The organism is Paeniroseomonas aquatica (assembly GCF_030409335.1).
Classification (GTDB): Bacteria; Pseudomonadota; Alphaproteobacteria; order Acetobacterales; family Acetobacteraceae; genus Belnapia; species Belnapia aquatica.
In genome coordinates, this window is sequence record NZ_JAUFPN010000005.1 from 1 (window position 1) to 22,531 (window position 22,531).

General features: G+C 66.7%; 23 protein-coding genes and 3 pseudogenes. 16 read left to right on the forward strand and 10 right to left on the reverse strand.

Annotation, left to right across the window (positions count from 1 at the left end):
• Positions 1-91 precede the first annotated feature (91 nt).
• Positions 92-415, forward strand: a complete 324-nt coding sequence (locus QWZ14_RS00405) for a conjugal transfer protein TraD (protein WP_290314592.1) — start codon at positions 92-94, stop codon at positions 413-415.
• Complete coding sequence (locus QWZ14_RS00410) at positions 412-2,052, forward strand: type IV secretory system conjugative DNA transfer family protein (RefSeq protein WP_290314567.1); 1,641 nt, start codon at positions 412-414, stop codon at positions 2,050-2,052. The genes QWZ14_RS00405 and QWZ14_RS00410 overlap by 4 nt, the downstream gene beginning before the upstream one ends.
• A 114-nt stretch (positions 2,053-2,166) precedes the next feature.
• On the opposite strand, the gene QWZ14_RS00415 is transcribed toward QWZ14_RS00410, so the two are convergent.
• The 5 genes from QWZ14_RS00415 to QWZ14_RS00435 all read right to left on the reverse strand — a co-directional run bounded on the left by QWZ14_RS00415 (position 2,167) and on the right by QWZ14_RS00435 (position 5,411).
• Positions 2,167-2,646 (reverse strand): type II toxin-antitoxin system YhaV family toxin, encoded by a 480-nt coding sequence (locus tag QWZ14_RS00415; protein WP_290314594.1) that lies wholly within the window; start codon positions 2,644-2,646, stop codon positions 2,167-2,169.
• A 17-nt stretch (positions 2,647-2,663) separates the two neighbouring features.
• Positions 2,664-2,999, reverse strand: coding sequence for a type II toxin-antitoxin system PrlF family antitoxin (locus QWZ14_RS00420; protein WP_290314568.1), 336 nt, complete (start codon positions 2,997-2,999; stop codon positions 2,664-2,666).
• A 538-nt stretch (positions 3,000-3,537) separates the two neighbouring features.
• Positions 3,538-4,491 (reverse strand): replication initiator protein A, encoded by a 954-nt coding sequence (locus QWZ14_RS00425; protein ID WP_290314569.1) that lies wholly within the window; start codon positions 4,489-4,491, stop codon positions 3,538-3,540.
• Positions 4,481-4,750 (reverse strand): hypothetical protein, encoded by a 270-nt coding sequence (locus QWZ14_RS00430; RefSeq protein WP_290314570.1) that lies wholly within the window; start codon positions 4,748-4,750, stop codon positions 4,481-4,483. Before QWZ14_RS00430 ends, QWZ14_RS00425 begins: the two co-directional genes overlap by 11 nt.
• A 25-nt stretch (positions 4,751-4,775) precedes the next feature.
• Positions 4,776-5,411: an AAA family ATPase gene (locus tag QWZ14_RS00435; protein ID WP_290314571.1), complete on the reverse strand. Its 636-nt coding sequence runs from the start codon at positions 5,409-5,411 to the stop codon at positions 4,776-4,778.
• Positions 5,412-5,768: 357 nt separating this feature from the next.
• Between QWZ14_RS00435 and QWZ14_RS00440 the strand changes: the two are divergent.
• The 10 genes and pseudogenes from QWZ14_RS00440 to QWZ14_RS00485 all read left to right on the forward strand — a co-directional run.
• Positions 5,769-5,882: pseudogene (locus QWZ14_RS00440) on the forward strand (transposase); the annotation flags it as partial.
• A gap of 222 nt (positions 5,883-6,104) precedes the next feature.
• Positions 6,105-7,775 carry a Mu transposase C-terminal domain-containing protein gene (locus tag QWZ14_RS00445; protein WP_290314572.1) on the forward strand — a complete coding sequence of 557 codons (1,671 nt, stop codon included), beginning with the start codon at positions 6,105-6,107 and terminating at the stop codon, positions 7,773-7,775.
• A gap of 9 nt (positions 7,776-7,784) precedes the next feature.
• Positions 7,785-8,615: a TniB family NTP-binding protein gene (locus tag QWZ14_RS00450; RefSeq protein ID WP_290314573.1), complete on the forward strand. Its 831-nt coding sequence runs from the start codon at positions 7,785-7,787 to the stop codon at positions 8,613-8,615.
• 68 nt (positions 8,616-8,683) lie between these two features.
• The gene (locus QWZ14_RS00455) at positions 8,684-9,055 is read left to right on the forward strand and encodes a TniQ family protein (protein WP_290314574.1); all 372 of its coding nucleotides are present in this window, start codon (positions 8,684-8,686) and stop codon (positions 9,053-9,055) included.
• Between the two features lie 149 nt (positions 9,056-9,204).
• Complete coding sequence (locus QWZ14_RS00460) at positions 9,205-9,777, forward strand: recombinase family protein (RefSeq protein ID WP_290314595.1); 573 nt, start codon at positions 9,205-9,207, stop codon at positions 9,775-9,777.
• Between the two features lie 195 nt (positions 9,778-9,972).
• A complete protein-coding gene (locus tag QWZ14_RS00465) occupies positions 9,973-10,719 on the forward strand; it encodes a recombinase family protein (protein WP_290314575.1) in 747 nt (248 codons plus the stop codon).
• Between the two features lie 545 nt (positions 10,720-11,264).
• Entirely contained in the window at positions 11,265-12,728 is a 1,464-nt protein-coding gene (locus QWZ14_RS00470; RefSeq protein WP_290314576.1) for an HlyD family type I secretion periplasmic adaptor subunit, read from the forward strand.
• Between the two features lie 84 nt (positions 12,729-12,812).
• Positions 12,813-13,103: a transposase gene (locus QWZ14_RS00475; protein ID WP_290314577.1), complete on the forward strand. Its 291-nt coding sequence runs from the start codon at positions 12,813-12,815 to the stop codon at positions 13,101-13,103.
• A 103-nt stretch (positions 13,104-13,206) separates the two neighbouring features.
• Entirely contained in the window at positions 13,207-13,539 is a 333-nt protein-coding gene (gene tnpB, locus QWZ14_RS00480; protein WP_290314596.1) for an IS66 family insertion sequence element accessory protein TnpB, read from the forward strand.
• An 81-nt stretch (positions 13,540-13,620) separates the two neighbouring features.
• The gene (locus QWZ14_RS00485) at positions 13,621-14,121 is read left to right on the forward strand and encodes a transposase (RefSeq protein WP_290314578.1); all 501 of its coding nucleotides are present in this window, start codon (positions 13,621-13,623) and stop codon (positions 14,119-14,121) included.
• Here the strand turns inward: QWZ14_RS00485 and QWZ14_RS00490 are convergent.
• The 3 genes and pseudogenes from QWZ14_RS00490 to QWZ14_RS00500 all read right to left on the reverse strand — a co-directional run bounded on the left by QWZ14_RS00490 (position 14,099) and on the right by QWZ14_RS00500 (position 16,760).
• Positions 14,099-16,135 (reverse strand): family 16 glycosylhydrolase, encoded by a 2,037-nt coding sequence (locus QWZ14_RS00490; RefSeq protein ID WP_290314579.1) that lies wholly within the window; start codon positions 16,133-16,135, stop codon positions 14,099-14,101. The two genes, QWZ14_RS00485 and QWZ14_RS00490, sit on opposite strands and share 23 nt — an antisense overlap.
• A gap of 270 nt (positions 16,136-16,405) precedes the next feature.
• Positions 16,406-16,512: pseudogene (locus QWZ14_RS00495) on the reverse strand (IS1595 family transposase); the annotation flags it as partial.
• Between the two features lie 86 nt (positions 16,513-16,598).
• A complete protein-coding gene (locus tag QWZ14_RS00500; RefSeq protein WP_290314580.1) occupies positions 16,599-16,760 on the reverse strand; it encodes a hypothetical protein in 162 nt (53 codons plus the stop codon).
• A gap of 816 nt (positions 16,761-17,576) precedes the next feature.
• On the opposite strand from QWZ14_RS00500, the gene QWZ14_RS00505 reads away from it, so the two are divergent.
• Together QWZ14_RS00505 and QWZ14_RS00510 are read left to right on the forward strand one after the other, a co-directional pair.
• Positions 17,577-18,290, forward strand: coding sequence for a family 16 glycosylhydrolase (locus QWZ14_RS00505; protein ID WP_290314581.1), 714 nt, complete (start codon positions 17,577-17,579; stop codon positions 18,288-18,290).
• A 67-nt stretch (positions 18,291-18,357) separates the two neighbouring features.
• Positions 18,358-18,558: pseudogene (locus tag QWZ14_RS00510) on the forward strand (IS3 family transposase); the annotation flags it as partial.
• Between the two features lie 330 nt (positions 18,559-18,888).
• Here QWZ14_RS00510 and QWZ14_RS00515 read toward each other — a convergent pair.
• Complete coding sequence (locus QWZ14_RS00515) at positions 18,889-20,364, reverse strand: calcium-binding protein (protein WP_290314582.1); 1,476 nt, start codon at positions 20,362-20,364, stop codon at positions 18,889-18,891.
• Between the two features lie 295 nt (positions 20,365-20,659).
• On the opposite strand from QWZ14_RS00515, the gene QWZ14_RS00520 reads away from it, so the two are divergent.
• Positions 20,660-21,676: a DUF4396 domain-containing protein gene (locus tag QWZ14_RS00520; protein ID WP_290314583.1), complete on the forward strand. Its 1,017-nt coding sequence runs from the start codon at positions 20,660-20,662 to the stop codon at positions 21,674-21,676.
• Between the two features lie 189 nt (positions 21,677-21,865).
• Entirely contained in the window at positions 21,866-22,105 is a 240-nt protein-coding gene (locus tag QWZ14_RS00525; RefSeq protein WP_290314584.1) for a hypothetical protein, read from the forward strand.
• A gap of 44 nt (positions 22,106-22,149) precedes the next feature.
• Here the strand turns inward: QWZ14_RS00525 and QWZ14_RS00530 are convergent, their stop codons facing one another.
• Positions 22,150-22,497, reverse strand: a complete 348-nt coding sequence (locus tag QWZ14_RS00530; protein WP_290314585.1) for a DUF305 domain-containing protein — start codon at positions 22,495-22,497, stop codon at positions 22,150-22,152.
• Between the last annotated feature and the right edge of the window lie 34 nt (positions 22,498-22,531).

Below are 22,531 nucleotides of genomic sequence, written 5' to 3' on the forward strand. Positions count from 1 at the left end.
GATGGCGGCAAGGCCGGATCCGGTGGCGATGCGGCTGGGGCTGCGCCGGCTGGACCGAGCACTCCGAAGGCTGGCGGTGGCGCGTAACCGGCTGGAGGCCGATCGTGCCCGCAGCGACACCCGCGACTGGGCCCTCGCCCGCCGGGCCCGGACCCGTCACCTGATCGAGCTCGGCGGCCTCGTCGCCAAGGCCGGGCTGGTCGAGCTGACCGACGACGACCGCGCAACCATGCTCGGCGCTCTCCTCGAGGTCGCAGGGCAGTTGCAGGGTGTGGGTGATGACGATCCGGCCGATCTCCGCGCCCGCTGGCGTCGGGCCGGGCTGCGCGCCTTTGCTGCTGACCGCGAGGCCGCCGCGGCGGCTGGCATGACCGGGTTGGCAGGCGACGAAACGGTAGAAGGAAACCCGGCGTGAAGACTGCCTTGGCTGCGGTGGTGGATGGGATCGGCTTCACCTGGCGCCTCGGCGGTGCCGTCGTGCATGCCGCCATCGCCGGGGCACTCGGCATGGTCGCGGGCTTGGTGATCTTCGCCCTGCTCGGCCTGCTGGTCCCTAACGAATGGGGCGGCGCTGTCTGGAGCACCGGCATCATTCTCTCCGGCGTCGGAGCCACCCTGCTCAGCCTGCGCCGCAGCTTCCGCCGGCCAGTCCTGTCCGACGCCATGGGCTCTGCCACCTGGGCCGATGCCCGGCAGGTCGCGGCTGAGCTGGCTGCCCCGGCGCTCGCGCAGCACCCTGCTGCCCTCCTCGTTGGCCGTGCCGCCGATCGCCGCGGCATGCCCCTGCGCTACGCCGGCCCGGCCCACCTCCTCACCGTCGCCCCCACCCGCTCCGGCAAGGGCGTCGGCACCGTGCTGCCGAACCTGCTCACCATCCCCCGCCCGGTCATCTGCATCGATCCCAAGGGCGAGAACGCCCGCATCGCCGCCCGTGCCAGGCGCCGCTTCGGGCCGGTCTGGGTCCTCGACCCCTTCGGCGCCTCAGGCCAGCCCGCCGCGGCCTACGATCCCGCCGCCGTCCTCGACCCGCTCTCCCCCGACCTTGCCGACGACGCGGCCACCCTGGCCGACGCCCTGGTCTTCGACCCGCCCGGCCAGGTGGCCGAGGCTCATTGGAACGAGGAGGCCAAAGCCCTCATCGCCGGGCTGCTGCTGCACCTCGCCACCCGCCCGCCTGGGGAGGCCCGTGGCCTGACCGAACTGCGCCGGCTGCTCACCCTGCCGCCGCGCGACTGGGAGGCCTTGCTGCACGCCCTGATGGCCGACGCGGGTGCTGCCGGTGGGCTGGTGGCCCGTGCCGCCGCCCGCCAGCTCGGCAAGGCCGACCGCGAGGCTGCCGGCGTGCTCTCCTCCACCCAGCGCCATACCCACTTCCTCGACAGCCCCCGCCTGGCCACCGCCATGAGTCGGGCCGACTTCCGCTGGCGCGATCTGCGCGACGGCGCGGCGACGGTGTTCCTGGTCCTGCCGCCTAACCGCCTGGGCAGCTACGCCCGCTGGCTGCGCCTGCTGGTCGCCCAGGCCATCGCCGAGCTGGCCCGCGCCCCGCAGCGTCCCGGCACCCCGCCCGTGCTCCTGCTGCTCGACGAGTTTGCCGCCCTCGGCCGCCTCGAGCCGGTGCTCCAGGCCGCCGGCCTCATGGCCGGCCTCGGCCTGCAGCTCTGGCCCATCCTCCAGGACCTCGCCCAGCTCCGGGCCGCCTATGGGGATTCGGCCGCCACCTTCCTCGCCAACGCCGGCCTGGTGCAGGTCTCAGCGCCCGCCGACCTCGACACTGCGACCTGGCTCTCCCGCGTCCTCGGCAACGCCACGGTGGAGTACGTCACCGCCTCCACCGGCGGCAGCCAGCCCGCGGGCCTGGGGACCGGTGGCGGCAGCGTCAGCGACGGCACTGCCACCCACCTCGCCGGCAGGCCTTTGCTCACCCCCGACGAGGCCATGCGCTTGTCCCCGCACCTCCAGGTCATCCTCCGCCCGGGCAAGGCCCCTGCCCTCGCCGCCAAGCTACGGCACTACGCCGACCCGGAGTTCGCCGGGCTGTTCGACGAGTGACCAAGATGGAAGACAGTACTGGGCCCACTCGGGCAAGCGTGGGGCTATCAACGCAGGCATCTGGTGGCAGGCCAAGTTGCAGTGGCTGAATGTGAGCATTGAACCCGAATCCTATTACCCGTCTGCCGCGTTGAACCTGCGTTGCGCGTCGGGAGCCTGGGCTGCGGCCAGCAAGGCCGGCCAATCGTCGGGTGGGTTCCCATGCCCCAGCATCCGGGCGAACACTGCGTAGGGGTCAGTTCCGGCGCCGGCCTTCCGCAGCGTGTCGCGGTCGTTGACCCAGGCGTAGACGATGACCTTGGCGCGGGAGTCGGCGCGAAAGAACAGCCGGAAGCGGTTACCGCCGAATTTGGCGCGGAACCAGTGACGGTGCGCCGGCCCAAGGGTGTTCCCCTGGCGGAATTCCGCTGCCAGCGGATCGCGTGGGATGCGGTCCAGCAGCAAGGCCTGCAGTGCCGCAAGCAGCCGAGCATCGGCCTTCCCCTGCCAGCCTTCGGGATCGGCTCGCTTGGCCCGTTCCACGGCCGTCAGCAGGCGTTCCAACTGGTCGAGGAAAAGGGGATGGGCCAGCAGGTGCCAGCCGTGCCGCATCATCACGGGCTTGGCACCCGTTACAGGCTGACTTCGCCCTCGATCGGGGCGTCCGGGTCCACCTCCCCCACCTCAGCGCCCAGTGCCTCTAGGCGGGCTGCCAGGCTGTCGGGAAGCGGTCGCACGGCGTCAGCCGGCCGGGTGGTCAGATCGGCTGCCAAAAGCGCCAGGAACGGCGCTAGCGCCGGGTCAGTGTCCTCGGCCCCCTGCAGGGCGTGGACGCTGACGGCACCGCCTTCCTCGACCCTGAAGGCGATACGCCCGCCATAGCCGACGCCAAGGGCTTGGCGGACTGCCTTGGGCACCGTGGTCTGGCCCTTGGCGGTAATGGTGCAGACCTCTTCGATCATCGTCATGCCCCTGCCTTCAGTGCCTTGAACGGCGAGGGGTATGTAAGGGAAAAACCTTACTTTCTCAAGAGCCATCTTGTTTCTGCGCGGCTCACTTATCCACAGGCTAAGGTCATTAAAGAGAATCTACGTAGTAGGATTAAGACTCTTACGGACTCTCCAAGCCGTTGGTGCCGTTCAGCTTTTGACCGAGACTCGGGGCGTGAAAGCCCGTGTCTCCGGGGCGTGAAAGCCCGTGTCCGGTGGGGCGTGATAGCCCGATAGGATTCACAGGCCCTGACGAGGTTGTCCGCAGCCCGTGCGCGACGCTGCGGCTTGCCGCGCTAATCGGACCGGGGCGTGATAGCCCGATAAAGCAGGTCTGACCGGTACCTAATCCGGTCAGCACGCCCGGCTCGACCCCTTTAGATGGGATATTGGGCCGCAATCGGCCGCGGAATGGGCTGTTTCGGGGTGGCGTGACGCCTGCCGGGCTCACTCAGAGCCGGCTGAGCCGGGACTATCGGGCTATCACGCCCTGCGCCGAGTGGGCTGCCGCGTTCGGTCAGTCGGCCTGCGGTTCGTCGACGGCCTCGCGCTTATGTGCCACCCGGACGCGCGGCAGGCGCTTGGCGGCGTAGCCCGGATGAGTGGTCGGCAGGATGGCGCGGGCCGAGAAGTGAAGCGCCTCCTCGTTACCGTCGGTGCGGTATAGTTCCAGCCAGTAGCCGGGCAGCCGCTGCCGCTCGACGACCTTGCGGATGTCCTTGGCGAAGTCGGCCAGGCGGCGCGTCGAGCCCGACTTGTGGTGGAGTTGGGACATGGTGAAGCCCCACCCTCCCCCCTGGTGGCCGCCGTGCTTGCGGACGACGCGGTACAGCCAGCGCTCGATCCCGCCGGTGAGGGCGAAGTATTCCCGGTCGATCGAGAGGACGAGCTTGTCGTCGCGAATGCCCTGGTAGAGCCATTCGGCGATGGTGAACTCGATGCCGAGGGACCGGCCATCCGCGTCGGTCGGCGCCGACCAATCCTCGATCCAGCCGAAGCCCGTCGGGCGTGTGCCGTTCTGGCGGATGGTCGTCTCGATCACCGTACCCTTGAGCCGGCGCAGCGCCTCGACGATGCGCCCGTACTCGGCGCCGCCGGTAGGCCGGCCGATGGCGCGGAGCAATTCGTAGAGGCTGACACGGAAGCGGCGGGAGGTCGGCACACCGCGGGTGATCGCCTCGCGAACCTGGCTGGCGGCCCAGATCAGGATGTCCGCGTCCCAGATCGTCGCCATGCCGGTTTCGGCATTCGCCGTGACCTTGACCCGGATCTCGGTGGTGCCGTTGCGGACGCGGTAGTCGATAGGTTCGGTGCGCTTGCTCTTGGAGAGGCTGAAAAAGGGCCGCTCCATCATCTCCTGCTGGTCGTGGGTCGGCAGGTCGCCGGGCAACGCCGCGAAGAGGTCGAGTTGGTAGTCTCCCCGGGGCTGGCCTGCGCGCGCCGCCTTCTCGGCCACCGGGTCAGGCGCCATCGGCGTCGAGGGCCTCGCTGACCTTGAAGGCGATCCAGGCGCTTCGGCTGATGCCGCGGTGCTTGGCAGCCGTGTCCACGCGCCGGAGCAGCGCCGCGTCGAAGCGGAGCATGATCGGAGTTTTCCGCGCAGCCTCCACGACGACGGCGGCCGGCACGTCGGGCCTGGCGGTGCCGTGGATGAAGGCCTCGGCGGCGAGGTCCTGGTTGCCGCTTGGCACTGCTTGGCGATTGACGTTCGGCCTACGGGCGATAGCCATCCGCATGCGCTCCTATATCGACACGCTATACAAACACTGCTGCGACGAGAGCCGCAAGCTCTTGCACGGCCTTGGGATCGCGTGGCACCTGTTCCAGCACGGAGCGGCCGGCAGCGGCGGCGTTGGGGAAGGCCTTGCGCCGGCCGATCGGGATCGGGAGGTACTCGAGGCCCTGGGCTTCGCCGAGGTGTTCGGCCGCCGCCTCGTTGTCGCTACCCTGGGCGTCGGCCGCGTTCAGCACCACAAAGGCACGGAGCCGGTCGTTGATCTCCCGGGCCTCGCGCACCAAGCTGGCGATGATGTCGATGGCCCAGAGGTCGAAGCTGCGCGGCTGGACTGGGATCAGCACCGCGTCGGCAACGGTGAGCGCGGCGCGGAGGCTGCCGGTGTCGCGCCCGCCCACGTCGATGATGATGTCGGCGTATTTCGAGGCGAGCTGCCGGGTCTGGGTTCGGATCGCCGCTCCATGGAGGGAGACGGCGGTATAGCCGGGCTGCCCCAGTTGCTCGGTGCGGAGTTCGGTGAAGCCGATGGCCGTCCCCTGCTCGTCGCCGTCCACCAGCAGGACGTCGCGGCCACCTAGGGCGCGGGCGATCGCCAGGTTGACCGCGAGCGTGGTTTTGCCGACGCCTCCTTTTGTGTTGCCAACAACAAGGATCATGCCTGCGCTCCGATACCGGGACGACCTCATACTACCATCGGCCCGCAATCATGGTGATATACATTTGCAAGCGATCATTGCCTTGAATCGCAATGCACATATTCGATTGGGGCAGCGTCACGTCCTGGCTGTGGGGCCTATCCAGGGCTCCGCCGCCTGCGACTGCAGCCATCGCATGGTTTCGCGGTGGTGGTCCTGCTGGGGAAACTCGCGCAGGCCGAGCTTGGAAGCGAACAGGCGTCGGCAAAGGGCGTGCCCATCGCTTCGGGCAGTTGCCCGCACCCTGGCAGCGACTCTATTTGTATATCTTTTCGACATCTTTTGATGTCGTTTGTGCTGCTTTTGGATGGCTAAACGCTAGCGATCGACGACTCCGAGGCGAAGATCTTCTGGCTCGACTTCCTGCGCTCCCTGGCACGGCGCGGGCTGCGGGGCGTCAAGCTGGTCATCTCCGACGCGCATGCGGGCCTCGCGCTTCAGCTTCCTGGGGCCCGCCATTCGATCTCGAAGATCAAGGGTCGTGTAGCGCAGGCAACGCCCGCGACCTGTCACTTTCCAAAGTCGGCTTCAGCGATGAGCGTTGATTTGTAACGCCTGGCCCTGCCACACTCGGCTGCAATCTGGCCGAAGTGGGCTGCAGCAGGTGGCGTTTTGCCGAACCCGGCTGCAGCACGTTGCAGGCGGGAGTTGTCCATGGCGGACCTGTCGCTCATCCCGGAAGAGGCCTGGCGCGAGGCGCAGCGCCGGGCTGAGGTGATCCGGCCGCTCGCCGAGCGCGGCCACGGGCCGCGCCACCTAGTGCGGGCTGCATCCGTGTCCCTGGGCCTGTCGGAGCGGCAAACCTACACCTTGCTCCGCCGCTGCCGCGAGGCGGAGGGGGCATTGACGGCCCTGCTGCCGGGCCGCTCCGGCGGCGGCCGGGGCAGGACCCGCCTCGACGCTGGCACCGAGGCGCTGCTGCGCCGCATCGTCGAGGAGGGCTACCTGTCCCCGCAGAAGCGGTCAGCGGCCTGGGTGGTGGAGCAAGTGCTCGGCCGCTGCCGCCAGGCCGGGATGGCGCTGCCCTCGCCCAACACGGTCCGGCGCCGGCTGAAGGCGCTGTCCCCCACAGACCTGCGCCGCCGCGGCGAGGAGTATCCCGAGGTCAAGCCAGTGCATGGCCATGCGCCGCCGGCCCGGCACCCGCTCGACGTGGTGCAGGTGGACCACACGCCGATGGATCTGGTGCTGGTGGACCCGCTCGACCGCGAGCCGATTGGCCGGCCCTGGGTGACGGTCGCCATCGACACGCACAGCCGCTGCATCGCCGGCTTCCACGTCACCTTAGAGGCGCCGTCGGCCACCTCGGTCGGGCTGTGCCTGACGCACATGGCCATGGACAAGGCGCCCTGGCTCGCGCTGCGCGGGGTGGAGGCCGACTGGCCGGTGGCCGGCAAGCCGCGCCGGGTGGGCGTGGACAACGCCGCCGAGTTCCATTCCGCCGCCTTCGAGCGCGGCTGCGCCCAGCACGGCATCGCCATCGACTGGCGCCCGCCGGGACGGCCGCAGTTCGGCGGCATCGTCGAGCGGGTGATCGGCACGCTTATGGGCCTGGTGCATGGCCTGCCCGGCACGACGTTCTCCGACATCGGCCAGCGCGGCGCCTACGACAGCGACAAGGCGGCCTGCCTGACGCTGGACGAGTTGGAGCGCTGGCTCGCCGTCGCCATCGCCAAGTACTACCACCTGCGTCCGCACGAGGGGCTGGGCGGCCAGGCGCCGCTGCGGCGCTGGCAAGAGGGCGTGGCCGCGCTTGCGGCCGAGGGCGGCGCCATTCCGGTGCCGCGCGACCCGCGTGCCTACCTCATGGACTTCTTGCCCGTCGTCCGGCGGACCTTGCGACGCGACGGGATCAGGCTGGATCACATCACCTACTTCAGCTCCGCCCTGCGCGCCTGGATCGTGCAACGGGACCGGCCGGACCCGCTGCTGATCCGGCGCGACCCACGCGATCTCAGCCGGGTGTTCGTGCTCGATCCCAAGGACGACGGCTACCTGGAGGTGCCGACGCGCGACCTGTCGCGACCGGCCATCAGCTTGTGGGAGCACCGCCTGGCGCTGCGCCGGGTGCGTGCCCGGCACCGGGGCAAGGTGGACGAGGCGGGGCTGTATGCGGCGGTGGGGGAGATGCGCGCGATGGAGCGCGAGGCGACGCGCCTGACCCGCTCGGCGCGTCGTGACCGGGCGCGCCGCGACGCTGCCCCTGGCTTGCCGGCAGCCCCGCCGACGGCTGCGCCTGCCGCGGCGGGGCTGGCCAGCACTGAGACGGTGCTGGAACCGGAGGCGGGGCCGCCGCAGCCGTTCGACGACATCGAGCAGTGGTGAGGGGTGACGATGGACCTCCTCCACCTCCGTCCCGAGATCCGCGAGGTGGCCTTGCTGCCTGCTGCCGAGCGCCTCGCCCTCGTGCCCGCCCACCGTTGGATCGGCTACACCCGCGCGGGCCAGGCGCTTGCGCGGATGGAGGCGATGCTGGCGCGCGAACCGGGCCGCGTGCGCCCGCGCTGCCTGCTTGTCGTCGGCCCGACCAACAACGGCAAGACCGCGATCGCCCAGCACTTCCTGCGCGCGCATCCACAGCACGCATCGGCGGACGGCGAGCACGAGGTCATCCCCGTACTGCTGGTGCAGGTGCCGCCATCGCCCACGTTGAACCGGCTCTACGCCGCGATCCTGGCCGCCCTCGGCGTGCCCGGCCCCTTGCAGGGCCGTTCGCCAGACCGGGAGGGCTTCCTCCTGCGCCTCCTGCGCACGGTCGGCTGCCGGATGCTGGTGCTGGACGAACTGCACAACGTGCTGGCCGCGCCCACCCACCGTCAGCGCGAGCTGCTCAACCTACTGCGCTACCTAGGGAATGAGCTGCGCATTCCGCTGGCCTGCCTGGGCACGCGCGAGGCGTACCTGGCCATCCGCAGCGACGACCAGTTGGAGAACCGCTTCGAGCCGTTGCTGCTGCCCTCCTGGGAGGACGACCCGGAGTTCGGCCGCCTGCTGGCCAGCTTCGAGGCGGTGCTGCCATTGCGCGAGCCGTCCGGCCTGGGCGCGCCCAAGATGCGTGCAGGTGCTGCGCCGCTCGGAGGGCACCATCGGCGAGGTGGCGGCCCTGCTCGCCGCCGCGGCGGATGCGGCGTTCAAGGCCGGGCGCGAGCGCATCGGAGTGGATGAGATCGAGGCGGCGGAGTACCAGCCGCCCAGCGTCCGCCGCCGCCTGTTCGAGCGTGAGCTGCGGTGACGTGGGCAGCCTCCGGTGGCCGCTGCACCCGCAGCCCGGCGAGTGGGAACGGCTGGAAGACTACATCGGCCGCCTCGCCCAAGCCTACGGCGTCGGCTACGATGTGTTCCTCCGCCGCGCCCTGGGCCGGCGCGGCCGCGGCGCGCGGGACATCGAGGGAGCTGGGTTCGACGAGGTTGCCGCGCGCTTGTCGGCGGGCACGGGCGTGCCGGTCGAGCAGCTGCGCGACATGCAGGGCAAGCACGTGATGGCCCGCCTGGTCGAGCGGGCGCACGCCAGCGCCGGCACGCCGGGAGAGCAGCAAGCGGTGGACGCGACGCGCGAGGCGGTGCGCTATGTGCTGCGGCGGCTGGGCACCCACCCCAGCCGATGAGCTGGCAGTTGGGTGTCGCGCAACTCCCAAGTTCCGTGACACCGGCACGAAGCCAGGCGGGCCAGGCACTTTGCCCGTCGCAGAAGTCCGTTGCAGAAAAGCTGTATTCCGATACAGTTCTGCACCACCTGCCGGACCGTTTCCGCTCCATGCTCCTCGGCTACGCCCGCGTGTCCACAAACGACCAGGACCTCGCCCTCCAGCGCCGCGCGCTGCGCGAGGCTGGCTGCCGGCGGGTCTATGCGGAGAAGGTGTCCGGGGCGCGGCGCGACCGGCCGGAGCTGGAGCGGCTGCTCGACCAGGTACGCGAGGAGGACGTGGTCGTGGTCACGCGCCTCGACCGGCTGGCCCGCTCGACACGCGACCTGCTCAACATCGCCGAGCGGCTGCGCGACGTGGACGCCGGGCTGCGCAGCCTGGCCGAGCCTTGGGCGGATACCACCTCGCCCGCAGGCCGGATGGTGCTGACTGTGTTCGCCGGCATTGCCGAGTTCGAGCGCGCGCTGATCCTGAGCCGCACTAGCGCAGGACGCGAGGCGGCGAAGCAGCGCGGCGTACGCTTTGGTCGGCCGCCCTCCCTTACCCCGGACCAGGTCGCCCTTGGCCGCCGGCTGGTGGACGAAGGCACCTCCGTGCGCGCTGCGGCCAGGGTGCTGCGATGCCACCACGCCACACTCTACCGAGCGCTGGGTGCCGCGGCAGACGTGACAGGATCAGGCTGACCGTTCGCCTATGGAAAACTGACCCAGAGCGTCGCGCAATTGCCAGGCCACCAGGCTGCTGAAGAGAACTTTGGTAATCTGCTGAAGCCGGCTTTGGAAAGTGACATTTCGGCTCTCTAATATCTGTCACATACCATGAAACGTTCCTTTGGATCCGTGACAAACCCGCAGGGCAGGGGGTAGAACCCCTCCCACATGCCCGCCGACTCTAGGAATCCTGTCCAGGTCCTCGCCGCCAGCCCGATCGGGCCGGTGCGCTACGTCGCCTACTTCCGGGTCAGTACCGAACGCCAGGGACGCTCCGGCCTCGGGCTCGAGGCGCAACGCCAGGCGGTGGCACGCCACGTCGCCGCCACCGGCGGCGAAGTCGCCGCCGAGTTCCAGGAGATCGAGAGCGGCAAGCGGGCCGACCGGCCGCAGCTCGCCGCCGCGCTCGCCGCCTGCCGGGCCCAGCGCGCCACGCTGCTGATCGCCAAGCTCGACCGGCTGGCCCGGAATGCGCGCTTCCTGCTCGGTATCGTCGAGGGCAGCGGGGAAGGGGGCGTGGTGTTCTGCGACCTGCCCACCGTCCCGCCCGGCCCGGTCGGCAAGTTCCTGGTGACGCAGATGGCCGCCGTCGCCGAGCTCGAGGCCGGGCTGATCAGCCAGCGCACCCGCGCGGCACTGGCCATGGCGAAGGCGCGGGGCGTCGTGCTCGGCAACCCACGTCTGTGCGCCGGCACGCCCGACCAGGCGCGCAAGGCGGCAGCGGTGAAGCAGCGGCTGTCGCGCGCCCGCGCCGCCGACGTGCTGCCCTACGTCGAAGCGGCGCGGCGTGCCGGCGCGACGACGCTGCGCGAGCTCGCCGCGGCGCTCACCGCGCGCGGCGTGCCGGCACCAGCTGGAGGGAGCAGCTGGCATCCGATGCAGATCAAGCGCGTCGTCGATGCCAAACGGGCATGACGCAGTGCGTTTCCCAAAGTGTGTACGGCGGAGAGAAAGTCGGCCACTGGAGCGGTGGCGTGCTGCTGCGGGCGGCGTAAAACCCGGCCAGTGGCAGGCGGCCTACCCTGAGGGATCAGGTGAGGTCGCCGGGAGATGTTCGTGGTTGAGATCTACGCGGCGGTCCGGCGATTCGTGTTTCTGGAGGGGCACAGTCGGCGGGAAGCGTCTCGGGTATTCGGGCTGAGCTTCTACAACTGCCAGCGCTTCCATTCGGCCCTGGACTACCGCACGCCAGACCAGGCAGAATGGCAAGCAACAAACGTAGCGTAATTCTTCCACGGAAATCGTGGAAGATCATCGCCAACACCCGCACCGTTGCCGCAGGCGGGTGACCGGGCCCGTAAATAGGCTGCTCTTCGCAGCACTCCATTACCTTCGCATCAGCCCGAGGGTCCTGCTGTCCACATCTGCTCCCCGTGCCAAACCACAGAGATGGGGATTGTCCTGGCACACCGCTCCATGCAGCCATATTCAACTTTGGATAGTTGTGGAAACTGCCTCTAATGGCGCTGCATAAGTCGCGCGCCTCGAAGAAAGTTTTGCCCTCGATGAGCCTCACAACGCAGCCCACCCCCGGCGTGCCACTGGTGGCCAATCCGTCGGCCAGTCGCGTCCTGGTGCCCGGTAGCCGCGATCTCGGTGCCACCCTGCCACCTTTCCCATTCAACCCGTTGCTCGACGCTCCGGCACCGCGCACCCGCGGTACGGTGATCTTCGGGCTTTTTGTCTTCCTGTTCTTTGTCGTCGGCGGCGTCGGCTGGGCGGTCTTCGCGCCACTGGCCGAAGCCTCCATCGCTCCTGGCGTCATCAAGGTCGAGGGCAGCCGCCGCACTATCCAGCACCTTGAAGGCGGTATTGTGGAAGAAATTCTAGTGCGCGACGGCGCCAAGGTTGAGCAGGGCCAAGTGCTGATGCGCCTGGACGATATCGAATCCAGTGTCATGGTAGAAACTCAGCGTGCCCAGCGCTGGGCGCTGATGGCTCAGGACGCTCGACTTAACGCGGAGCTATCGCGTGCCCGCGAGATTGCCTTCCCGCCCGAGCTCCTCGCCAGCATCCACCCCCGCGCCATAGACAGCATTGCCGGTCAGCGTGCCCTGTTCGAGGCCCGCACCGCTAGTCTGCTCAGCCAGCTCCAGGTGCTGGAAGCCCGCATCAACCAGCAGACCGCCGTGATCCAGGGCGCCCGCGGTCAGCTTGCCTCCACCCGCCGCCAGCTCACTTTAATCAAGCAGGAAGAGGAGATGACCCGTGCCCTAGTGACCCAGGGCCTCCAGCGGTTGCCCCAGTTGCTCTCGCTTCAGCGCAGCTCCGCCGGGCTTGATGGCACCATTGAGGATCTCAACAGCCAGATCGACCGCGCCAATGGCTCGATTGCCGAATCCCGCCGGCAGATCCAGCAGACCGAGGAGCAGCGGATGCAGGACAATTCGCTGGAGGTTCGGGATGTCCGAGGCAAGCTCGCCGAAGCCGAGGAAAAGCTCCGCGCCGCCGCCGATGTTATGACCCGGCGCGAGATTGTGGCGCCCGAGTCCGGCACCGTGGTCAACCAGCGCATCTTCACCCTGGGCGCTGTGGTCAAGCCAGGCGATCCCGTGATGGACCTGGTCCCCAACCATGACCGGTTGATCGCCGAGGTCAACGTGCAGCCATACGACATCGACGTCGTTTATCCCGGTTTGAAATCGGAAATCCGCCTGCCCGCCTTCAAGCAGCGGCTGGTCCCCTACTTGCATGGCCAAGTGACCTGGGTCGCGGCAGACGTGACCACCAACGACCAGACCCGCCAGCAATACTACCGGGCCTATGTCCTCATCGACCAGGACCAACTGGCTAGCCTGCCCAACGTGTTCCTCACCCCCGGCATGCCGGTTGAGGCCCATGTTCAAGTCGGCGAGCGGAGCTTCTTCCGCTACATCACCCAACCGATCCGCGACAGCTTCCACCGCGCCTTTCGCGAGCAGTGAAGGCATAATAGTAAGCGCAGCCACGGTGCCCTTCTTGCGAGGGCACGGTGTGACTGAAAGGTAGGTCCTCGCGGAGGTGAAGCGATGGCCGGCTCGAAGTTTCGCACTGGTGCTGCCACAAATGGTGTGACGCGGGTGGAGATCGTCACCCGCGGCGAGGCCCGGCGGGAATACATGCCGGATGAGTGGGCCAGAGTCCTGACCGAGGCGGCGATGCCGGGGGCACGGATGCTGCTGGTGGCGCAGCGCTACGGGATTTCGCCAAGCCAGGTGTATCGCTGGCGCCGTGAGGCCGCGGGGCGTCCGGCGCGACAGGTGTCGCCGCGGGCACCGCGCTTCGTGCCGCTGCTGGTGGATGATGGCGGCATGCGGTAGGGCTCGGTCGCGCCACCCTGCGCGCCGATGCCGGACGCCGGGAATGACCGCGTCGAGATGGTGCTGCGCAATGGCCGCCTGCTGCGGGTTGGTGCTGGGATGGATGCGACGGTGGTGGCGCGGCTGGCGGCAGCGCTCGAGGCATGATCACGCTGCCCGCGGAGGCGCGGATCCTACTGGCGACGCGGCCCGTCGACTTCCGCAAGGGGCGTACAGCCTCGCCGCGCTGGCGGCCGAGATGATGGGTGAGGCTCTGTTCTCGGGCGTGGTGCTGGTGTTCCGCTCGAAGCGTGCTGATCGGATCAAGCTTGTGGTGTGCGACGGCAGCGGCCTGGTCCTGGTCCTGGTCTGGAGGCAACTGAAGGCTGGCGCGTTCCGCTGTCCACCTGTGGTGGACGGCGCGCTGCGGCTCACACCGTCGAATTTGCAGCGCTAATCGACGGGATTGATTGGACGCGGGTGCAAAGCACGAAACGGATTCCCAGGCCGAGCGTGCCCGCATAGAATCGCCTACGCGATGCGTGAGACCAGCACTCCAACGCCACCACTGACTGATGATCCCGCGGCATTGCACGCGCTGCTGCTGGCAGCCTGGGCGAAGTGGGACGACGCGGTAGCCGAGTGCGACGCGCTGGCGGCGCGGAACGAGCGGCTGCAGCACCTGCTGCGCAAGCTGCAGCGCATGCAGTTCGGCCGGCGCTCGGAGCAGCTGACCGCCGATCAGCTGCAATTCGCTTTCGCAGAAGTCGAGGCCTCGATCGCCGATACCACAACGGCCATTTCCAACACATTCCGTGACGGAATCCGACCCTCGTTGACACTGCTTGGCCCGATTAGCGTGAGCATTATCGATGAGCTTCATAGTTATAGATCCGTCCGCGGACGCTGCGAGGCTACAGCGTCTTCAAATTTGCCCTTTCAGCATGGAAGGCGAAGCCAAGAGCGTGGGCTTTGTGCCCAGGCTGCGGACGGATTGTTGGAGATAGCGCCGTTGCTCAGGCGAAGATCATATCGCTGACGCTGATCTTGCTGATATTGGCGAGGAAGACGCTGTCGCCGTCGGCGTCGTAGGTGACGAGGAGGCCGGCGACACCGGCTTCGGTGGTAGTGGCGGTATAAATGTCGGCCTTGGTCAGACCGGTGAACTTCAAGCGGTCGGTGCCGGCGGTGAAGTCCTGGATGGTGACGTGGCCGTCGCCCTTGCCGAAGATAAAGGTATCGCGGCCGGCACCGCCGGTGAAGTCGCCGCCGCCGGTGCCGGCGTAGAAGAGGTCGTTGGCCTTGCCGCCGGTGGCGGTGGCGAAGCCCGAGCCGCCGTTCAGCACCAAGCGGACGCCGCCCTCGGTGGTGACGGTGTCGTGGCCGGCGCCGGTATAGACCGAGGCGGTCGAGCCGGTGCCGTCGTAGCCGGCATTGTAGAGGCTGCCGTTGCCGGTCTTGTCGTAGTCGGCGAGGCTGGAGAGGCCGGCGGCGGTGAGTTGGACGACGTCGTCGCCGCCACCAGTCTTGATAGTAAACTTGTTGCCGGCGACTTCGGCATTGCTCTGAGCGACCCAGGTCATCGTGTCGTTGCCGTTGCCGAGCTGGACGACGCCGTTCTGGGCGCTGACCACCATGACGTCCAGGGCGCGGGCGCCGGCAGCGCGGAGGTCGAGATTGGCGGTGACGAAGTTGTCGACAGCGATCTGAGTGTCCCAGGCGGCGTTCCAGGCCTTGGGGGCGAGCTGGACGGTGGAGAGACTGCCCCAGGCGGGATTGGCGCCGAAGGTCTGGTAGCTGTCGCCGCCGAAGTCGAGCTGGCCGGTCCAGACCTGGGCGGCCTGGCCCCAGGTGCCGGGGGTACCGAAGAGGGCAGGGATCGGGGCGGTGTCGCTGCTGACGGGGGGAGGAGGGGTGACCAGCGCAGCCTCGGTAAAAGAGAAGTCGACCGGGCCGTTGCTCATCAAATCGGCAGTGCCGCCGGCCAGTGCCTTACCGTTGTAGGTGATGCCGGTGACGTAAAGATTGCTGTCGGTGGTGCTGGTGCCGCCCCAGGTATCGTTGAGGAAGGTGACGGTGGCCGTGTGGGCGCCGGCGGCCCAGTCGCCCTTGACGGTGATGACGTCGGTTTGGCCCGAGCCCTGGGCAGCACCGGCGGTGAGCGTGCCGCCGATCTGCTTGCCGTCGACGCTGACGGTATACTGGGCGCCGGCCTTGTAGACGTCCTGCGTGAGCTTGAGCACCAGCGTGTCGCTGCCGCTGCCGATCGTCTTCACCGCCGGCGTCGTATCCACCGGCGCGGGCGCAAGCACGGAGGGCGGCGTCGGCGTGCCGCCGGTGCCGGTCCACTGGGACATGACCACGTTGTCAATATAAGTCGTGACCACGCTCGGCGTGGTGCTGTCGGGGGCACCGCCCAGCCAGTCCTCGCCCTTGGCGGCAACATAGCCCATGGCGCCGAAGCCCATGGCGGTGTCCGGGATGGCGGCAGCATCGGTCCAGCGCGCCACGACCTGGCCATCGACTTTGATGGTGAGCTCGTTCGGCAGCCAGGTCATGGCATAGCGGTGGGTCTTGCTTGGATCGATAGTGCTGAAGATCGAGCTGTACTGGTGCGAGCCATCGGTGCCCTCCCAATGAGAGCTGTGCATCGCCTGGTTCTTCGGCGCCTCGAGAATGTCGATCTCGCCGTCGCGGGGCCAGGTATCGGAGACCGGCCACATCAGGATGGCAGCCTGGGTGCCCTGGGCCGCCTCGACACGGGCATCGAACTCGACGGTGCCGTAGGTGATCGACTGCCCGGCCTGCATGCTGTTGAAGCCGCCCGCGGTCCAGGAGCCATCGGCTTGGCGGGTATCGGTCACCTGCATTTCGCCGTTGCGGACGTTGACGTCGCTGGAGCTCCAGTCGAAGGCGCCGTTCCAGTAGGTGCCGCCGTTGTAGGCGTAGCCCCAGTTGGAGGTTTTGTACCCGGCGCTGAAGTCGTCGGCGAGGACGACCTTGAAGGTGTTGCCGGTAGCGTCGACTGCGGTGGACCCGATGGATGCAACCACGACCAATCTCCACATCTTAGTGATACACGAAACTGTGATTTCGTGTGACGTGAGGTGGTATCCGTAATTCAACCTCTAATTGCAATCATAAAATCTTGATCAACTTTTTGATTAATTTGTGCTAACTCGCAATGAGATGGGTGTGCGCCGCAAGCTCCGGCAAAGCTGGATTAAAATGGCGCTGTACGATTGAGTGTGGGTGGCCACGGCAGATCGGATGTCGCGCTATGTCAGCGCTCGATCCAGCAGCGCCTTCCCGATGAATGCTTGGCGCAGCATCGCCCGGTGCCAACCGAGATAGTTGCGGAGGTAGTGGGTTGCCACGCCATGGCACCGCCCTCCACCAGCCCCTTGATCTGACTATGGTGCGCATTCACCCACCCGAGCCCGAGGTGGCCCTTTTGTCGTCGCTCGGTTGGCAGCGGAGCGAGCTTCACGGCCACAGGCGTGATGGTTGACACCATCACACGACAATGCTCGCCAGCCGCCTTCGCGTAAGCCGGGTACCATCCAAACCAGCGACCAACCCGGCAGCGATCCGACCGTTCAGCGCCGCCTCAATGGCGAGCAGGGCCGGCAGAATGCCTTCGTAGACCCCACTTGCGTTGCCCAGTGCGGTCAGCACCGCTACCTGCTCGCTGGAACAGGCTCCGCTTGGTGGTGTCCCAGGCACGCGGGCGCGCAGCGCGGTCCTCGGGGCGGCCTGTCCCTTACCCATCCTCGGTGCCTCTTGCAGGAGCGTACGAAGAACGTCTCATCGGCCTCGACCACCCCGTAAAGGGTCATCGCATTGTCCTGCGCGGTTGATCTGCCTTGGTTTTCGGGTCTCCAGCACCTTCCTTATAAGTTGTTGCAGACCAATCCTATTTAAATAACTGATCTGCCAAGTGATTCAGACTACCGCTGCTCCTTCCCCTAGTACCTGAGACCGATTCGTGACGAAGTGGCCAGTTCTTATGTTTGATCAATTATTTACCGACGTCATTGCAAATTAGGGCTGCACGGAAAGTGCGGGAAAACCCGATTTGTAAAGGCAGAGCTGAATGACCGAGCTACTCGACCGCCACTAATCTCAACCCGCATAAATTTTGCTGCAGTAATATATAAAAAATACAACTCTTGTTTGGTTCGGAAATTTCCGTACTGATGCTCCCTGTGGCACTCATCCTGTGCACTCGAAGCCGCAAGGAAAGAATAGGCTAACGATTAGTGGGTGGATTCCGAGAATGAGTCTGCCTAATTTTGTTCATTCAGAGCGCAAACGTGTGAAAGCATTGTTAAAGCTCAGGTGAAAGCGATGCCGACGCATTCGGCCGCTGGACAGGTGCAAGCGTCAAGCGCCTGAGGGCTGTAGCAGCCCACCATGCCGCATAAACCAATACGACGCCAGCGATGGCGGCGTGTCGTGTCGCGCGACAAAGCTACAGAATGGAAGATCAGTATGTCCAACAATGCAGTTACCAATACCTTGGATAAAGATCTAGGTTCGCTTGGTAACGCCTGGAATGTCCCTGCACCAGTCAATGGCGCCGTCACCCTAAGTGGTTCCTCCTCTATGATGGAGTGGGCAACCGGTCCTGATGCGGGCCACGGCTACGGCACGTATACCGTGACCGCGAAGGTTGATGGTAACCAGCCTGGTCCTGCCGTTATTCTTTGGCCAGGAGACAATCAATGGCCAGGCCAAGAATTCAACATGGTGGAGATCACCCCGGACGGCTCGGGCCGCCAGTATGGCACTGTCCATTGGAACAACAATGGTAGTGATGCCTATCAAACAGTTGTTTACGATGGTGTCAGCAGCGGTCAATTCCATGATTACACAATGGTCTGGGAACCAGGCAAAATCAGCTTTAAGGTTGATAACACAGAAATGGGATCGTTTACAGAAAACATTCCGGCCGATTTTAACAATGGCGGAATGAACAACACTATAGGTGTATTGAATAATAATCCTTCCACATCCATCACTGTTTCAAACATCCAGTTTACGCCGCTCGGCGAGCAGGCTGTATCTGTCGTCACCTCCGCAGCTGCACAGGTTGATGTCGCTGTAACCAGTATTGCGGTGGCGGACACCGGCTACGTTGACTGGGATGCTCTCGCAGCCACTGCTACCGCGAATTTTGAAGCGACAGGCCAGTGGTTTCTCTGACTGACTGTCTGAAAATGCGGATCATGCGGTGAGGCGGTTGAACACGGTGCGCGACATGGCGGCGTAGACCATCAACGGCTTGTTCAAGACCGAGGTGATCCGTCGACGCGGCCCCTGGCGCAACCTGGAGGCTGTCGAGTTCGCCACCGTGGAGTGGGTCGACTGGTACAACAGCCGCCGCCTCCTCGAGCCGATCGGTAACATCCCGCCGGCCGAGGCGGAAGCACGCTACTATGCCGCCCAGCAAAAAGTTGCTCTGGCGGCCTAACTCAAGATCACCAGCCTCCGACAAACCCGAGGCGATTCAGTGTCCGGGCGGCGTCGGCAGGACGCGCGATGGAGCTGCCGGGCACACGGCCGGAGCAGCACGAGGACCTCGCCCGGCTGGCGCGCGGGGTCAGGTTAGCCCAAGAGGGGGCGGAGCGGCACGCCTCGCACGGGAGGCGGATGACCGAGAGGCGGTGGAACGGCAACGGCGCGGGCTGCCACCGAAGCCGGAAAAGGAGCGCCGGGCAACGGCAGGGGCCGAGATTGGGATGTAGAACCGTGTGGGAAGCCGGCACGCCGCGCGAACGTGCCAGACTTGGCGCTCCCCGTATCAGCCCAGGAGGTAGTCGTAGGCCGGGTTCGCTGCGGCTGGCTGAGAGCCGTCTTCCCCAAAAATCAGCTGGGAGCCCGCCGCCGAGATCTCCGGGTCGTCTATGAAAGCGCCGCGCGTGCCGAGATCGGCGTTGAACATGAAGTCGTCTTGGGCCATCCGGGCCTTGGTCAGGCCCTCAAGGAAGATCGAGCCATCACCCCAGCTGACCAGCACGCCGCTGTGCCCATCTCCGTGGGTCGAACCGGCCTCGGTGACCGTCACCTCGTCCGGCGAGATGTCCTTGAACGCGATGTGGTCGAAGGCGCCCGGACCCGCATCGAAGCCGCCGATGACCACGTCGTTCCCGCTGTTGTGGGCAACGATGAAGGCATCCGCGCCGTCGCCGCCGTGGAGGACGTCGTTGCCTCCCTCCCCCTCGATCATGTCATGGCCGGCGCCGCCGTAGATTGTATCGTTTCCCTCCCCGCCCATCAGGTTGTCGGCCTCGCCGCCGCCGAACAGGCTATCGCTGCCAGCGCCGCCCATCAGGTGATCCTGCCCTACGCCGCCGTCGAGGATGTCGTTGCCCTCGTCGCCTCGCAGGTCGTCGTCGCCAGCCCCGCCTAACAGGCGATCGTTGCCCGCCAGACCAAAGCTGTAGTCGCGGTCCTCCGTTCCCAGGAAGGTATCGCCGCGGGTGGTGCCCACGCGGACATTGAAGTCGTCGAAAGCGTAGGCTTCGGAGGGTGCCGTCCCGCTCCCTGGGTTCGGGGCGGACACGGTGCCGCCCTCGTCCTTCACGAAGCTTTCGGCGGAGACGGTCTGCGCCGATGCACCCGTTGGCTGGATCGCCTGGCGGTCGTCGGTAAACATGAAGTCGTCGCCCGCAAGGGCCGCCTTGAAGACGCCGCTCAAGAGGACCGAGGCCTCGCCTCCGTTCCAGCTGATGCGGACGCCGACAGGGGTGTCCTGGAAGCGGAGCTCCTCCGGCGAGATACCTCGCATCGCAAGGTGATCAAACATGCCGGGGCCGGCTTGAAAGTCGAGGATTACGTCGCGCCCACTGTTGCGGTCCACGACGAAGGCGTCGGCACCCCGGCCGCCGACGAGGACGTCGTTACCACTCCCACCCTCGATGTCGCCGTGCCCGTCGCCCTCGATCAAAAGGTCCGCTGCATTATCGTCCCCGCCCCTCAGCGCGTCGGCGCCGCCGCCGCCGATCAACACGTCCGATCCGGCCCCGCCGTCGAGGTGATCCCGCCCGTCCCCACCAATGAGGTAGTCGCGGCCGCGCCCGCCCTGGAGATCGTCATCTCCACCCGCACCGAGGAGGTAGTCGTTCCCGCCGCGGCCAAAGGCGATGTCCATGCGGCCAGTCCCAAAGAGCGCATCGGGATCATTCCGGCCAATGTCGAGCTGATAATCGCTGAATCCTGTGTTGAGGCCCTCGGATGGATCAGGCGTTGGGCCGGTGTGTTTCGCCTTGTGGGCCATGGCTGGGTTCCGTTCCTGCTGCCGTGCTCCCGATCGATCATTCTAGGAGCTGCTGCGCCTCGTTCCATCTGATCGTGGGTGCGGCAATTAACGATGCATCCGCGGTCTAGTTCTTTACGCATGCCGACTGCCCCATCCGCCGCAACAAAATGTTGCGAAGCGCTCGTATGCTATAAAAACAGTTGCCGCGGCTTCGAGGATTCTGAATTGGAGCTGGGCAACTCGTCTGGAACCAGCATGCAGTTGATGCGAGCAGCCGGATGAGTCCGCTCAAGGTCCGCGCGGAAGGGAAACGATGATCGACGCAACCCTTATCGCTTGGTTCGTGCTTACGGCCCTCTCCGTCGCCTACGTGGCCTGGGACGCCTGGGCGCGGAACCCGGAACTGACAGTGATGAAGTGGGGCTGGGTACTCGTGACCCTCTACGCCGGGCCGGTCGCCGCGGCGCTCTACGTCCTCTCCTGCCAGGAACCCTCGCCGGGCGGACACGAGGGCTTTGTCCAGCCGCTCTGGAAGCAGGCGCTCGGCTCGACGATCCACTGCCTCGCGGGTGATGCCACCGGCATTATCCTTGCCGCCGCGGTCACGACGGCCCTCGGCCTTCCCATGTGGCTCGATACCGTGGTCGAGTACGCCCTCGGCTTCGGCTTCGGGCTGCTGGTCTTCCAGGCGCTGTTCATGAAGGACATGCTCGGCGGGTCGTACGCGACCGCGCTGCGCCGGTCCTTCATGCCGGAATGGCTGTCTATGAACGCCGTGATGGCCGGGATGATCCCGGTCATGGTGACGCTGATGAGCCGCGACATGCGGGCAATGGAGGCGACCTCGCTCCGTTTCTGGGGGGTGATGTCGCTCGCAACGCTCGTCGGTGCCATCGTGGCTTATCCCGTCAACGTCTGGCTCGTCGCGGTGCGGCTGAAGCACGGAATGGGCACCGTGCGCGTGCTCGGGGCGGGTGGCCACAGTCTTGCAATGGAGACGGCGCGCGACCCGCTAATGGCGCGGGCCACGACGCGTTCGACGGGCGATCACGCCGGGATGGCGGGCATGGGGGGCGGGACGGACGAGCTGGCCACCGGGCACGAGGCCTTGGCAATGGAGGGCACGGCGAGCGGGCCGCCACTCGTGTCGGTGACGGTGCTGACGCTCCTGCTGCTCGGGGCCGGCGTCGTGCTGGCAGACCTCTCCGGTGGCTTCCGAGTGCGCCCGATGGAGATGCCGATGGACATGAGCGACATGTCGCACGGGGCTGCGCCGGCGGGCGGCGGAGGGATGGACGCGGCACGGGCCGTCGGTCCGTCCGGCCGCTGATCGCGTGCTTCACCGGTGCGGTCACTTGCGGCCTTGCCGGAAAGCGTGCCGCGGCGCCAAAGCCGGAAACGGGAGGTGCCAGACATACAACGTCACGCATCGCGCCGCTGGTCCGGATGTTATTAAGGACGGAGTAGCCGGCCGACAGCGCCGGAGCCTCGACGATTTCATCAGCCCGGAGACAGCCATATGCGCATTTTTCTCGCCCTCGCTGCCGTTTCATTTATGGCCGCGCCATCCTTCGCCCAAGGGACTTCGCAGGGCAGCATGCAGGGCATGGACCATTCCCGTATGCAGGGCATGGATCACTCAAACATGCCAAGCATGAACCAGACCGCTCCGGCGCCGCAGCCCGCGCAGGGGCAGGCGCGACCGCGGCCTAAGGCGAGGCAGCAGGGCCAGCGCAACGCGCAGACACCGTCGCGCTGATCATCCAAGCTGGCAGGACGAACGGTCCCGCCAGCGACGGCCTATCAGCCGGGGTGGCGGCGCAGCCAGTCGTCCAGGTCGGCAATTTCGCGGGTCTGGTCCTCGATCACCTTGCGTGCCATCCGCACTGTTTCCGCATCGCGACCCGCTGCCAGATATGCCTGCGACATCTCGAGTGCGCCCATGTGGTGGCGCCGCATCATCATCGCCCAGTCGCGGTCTGCATGCCCCGTCATCGGCATGGCGGACATGTCCCGCTGCATGCGAGTCATCGCTTCGCCCATGCGCTGCTCTGCGCCGGCCACCGGTCCAGTAGGTGGGCTGGTCTGAGAAAAGGCGGGTGGGGCCAGCAAAGCCGCAAGGGCGACGAGATGCAGCAGGCGTCGGGTCATGATCGGGAACTCCGGGAGTATGTACGGCCGGCCG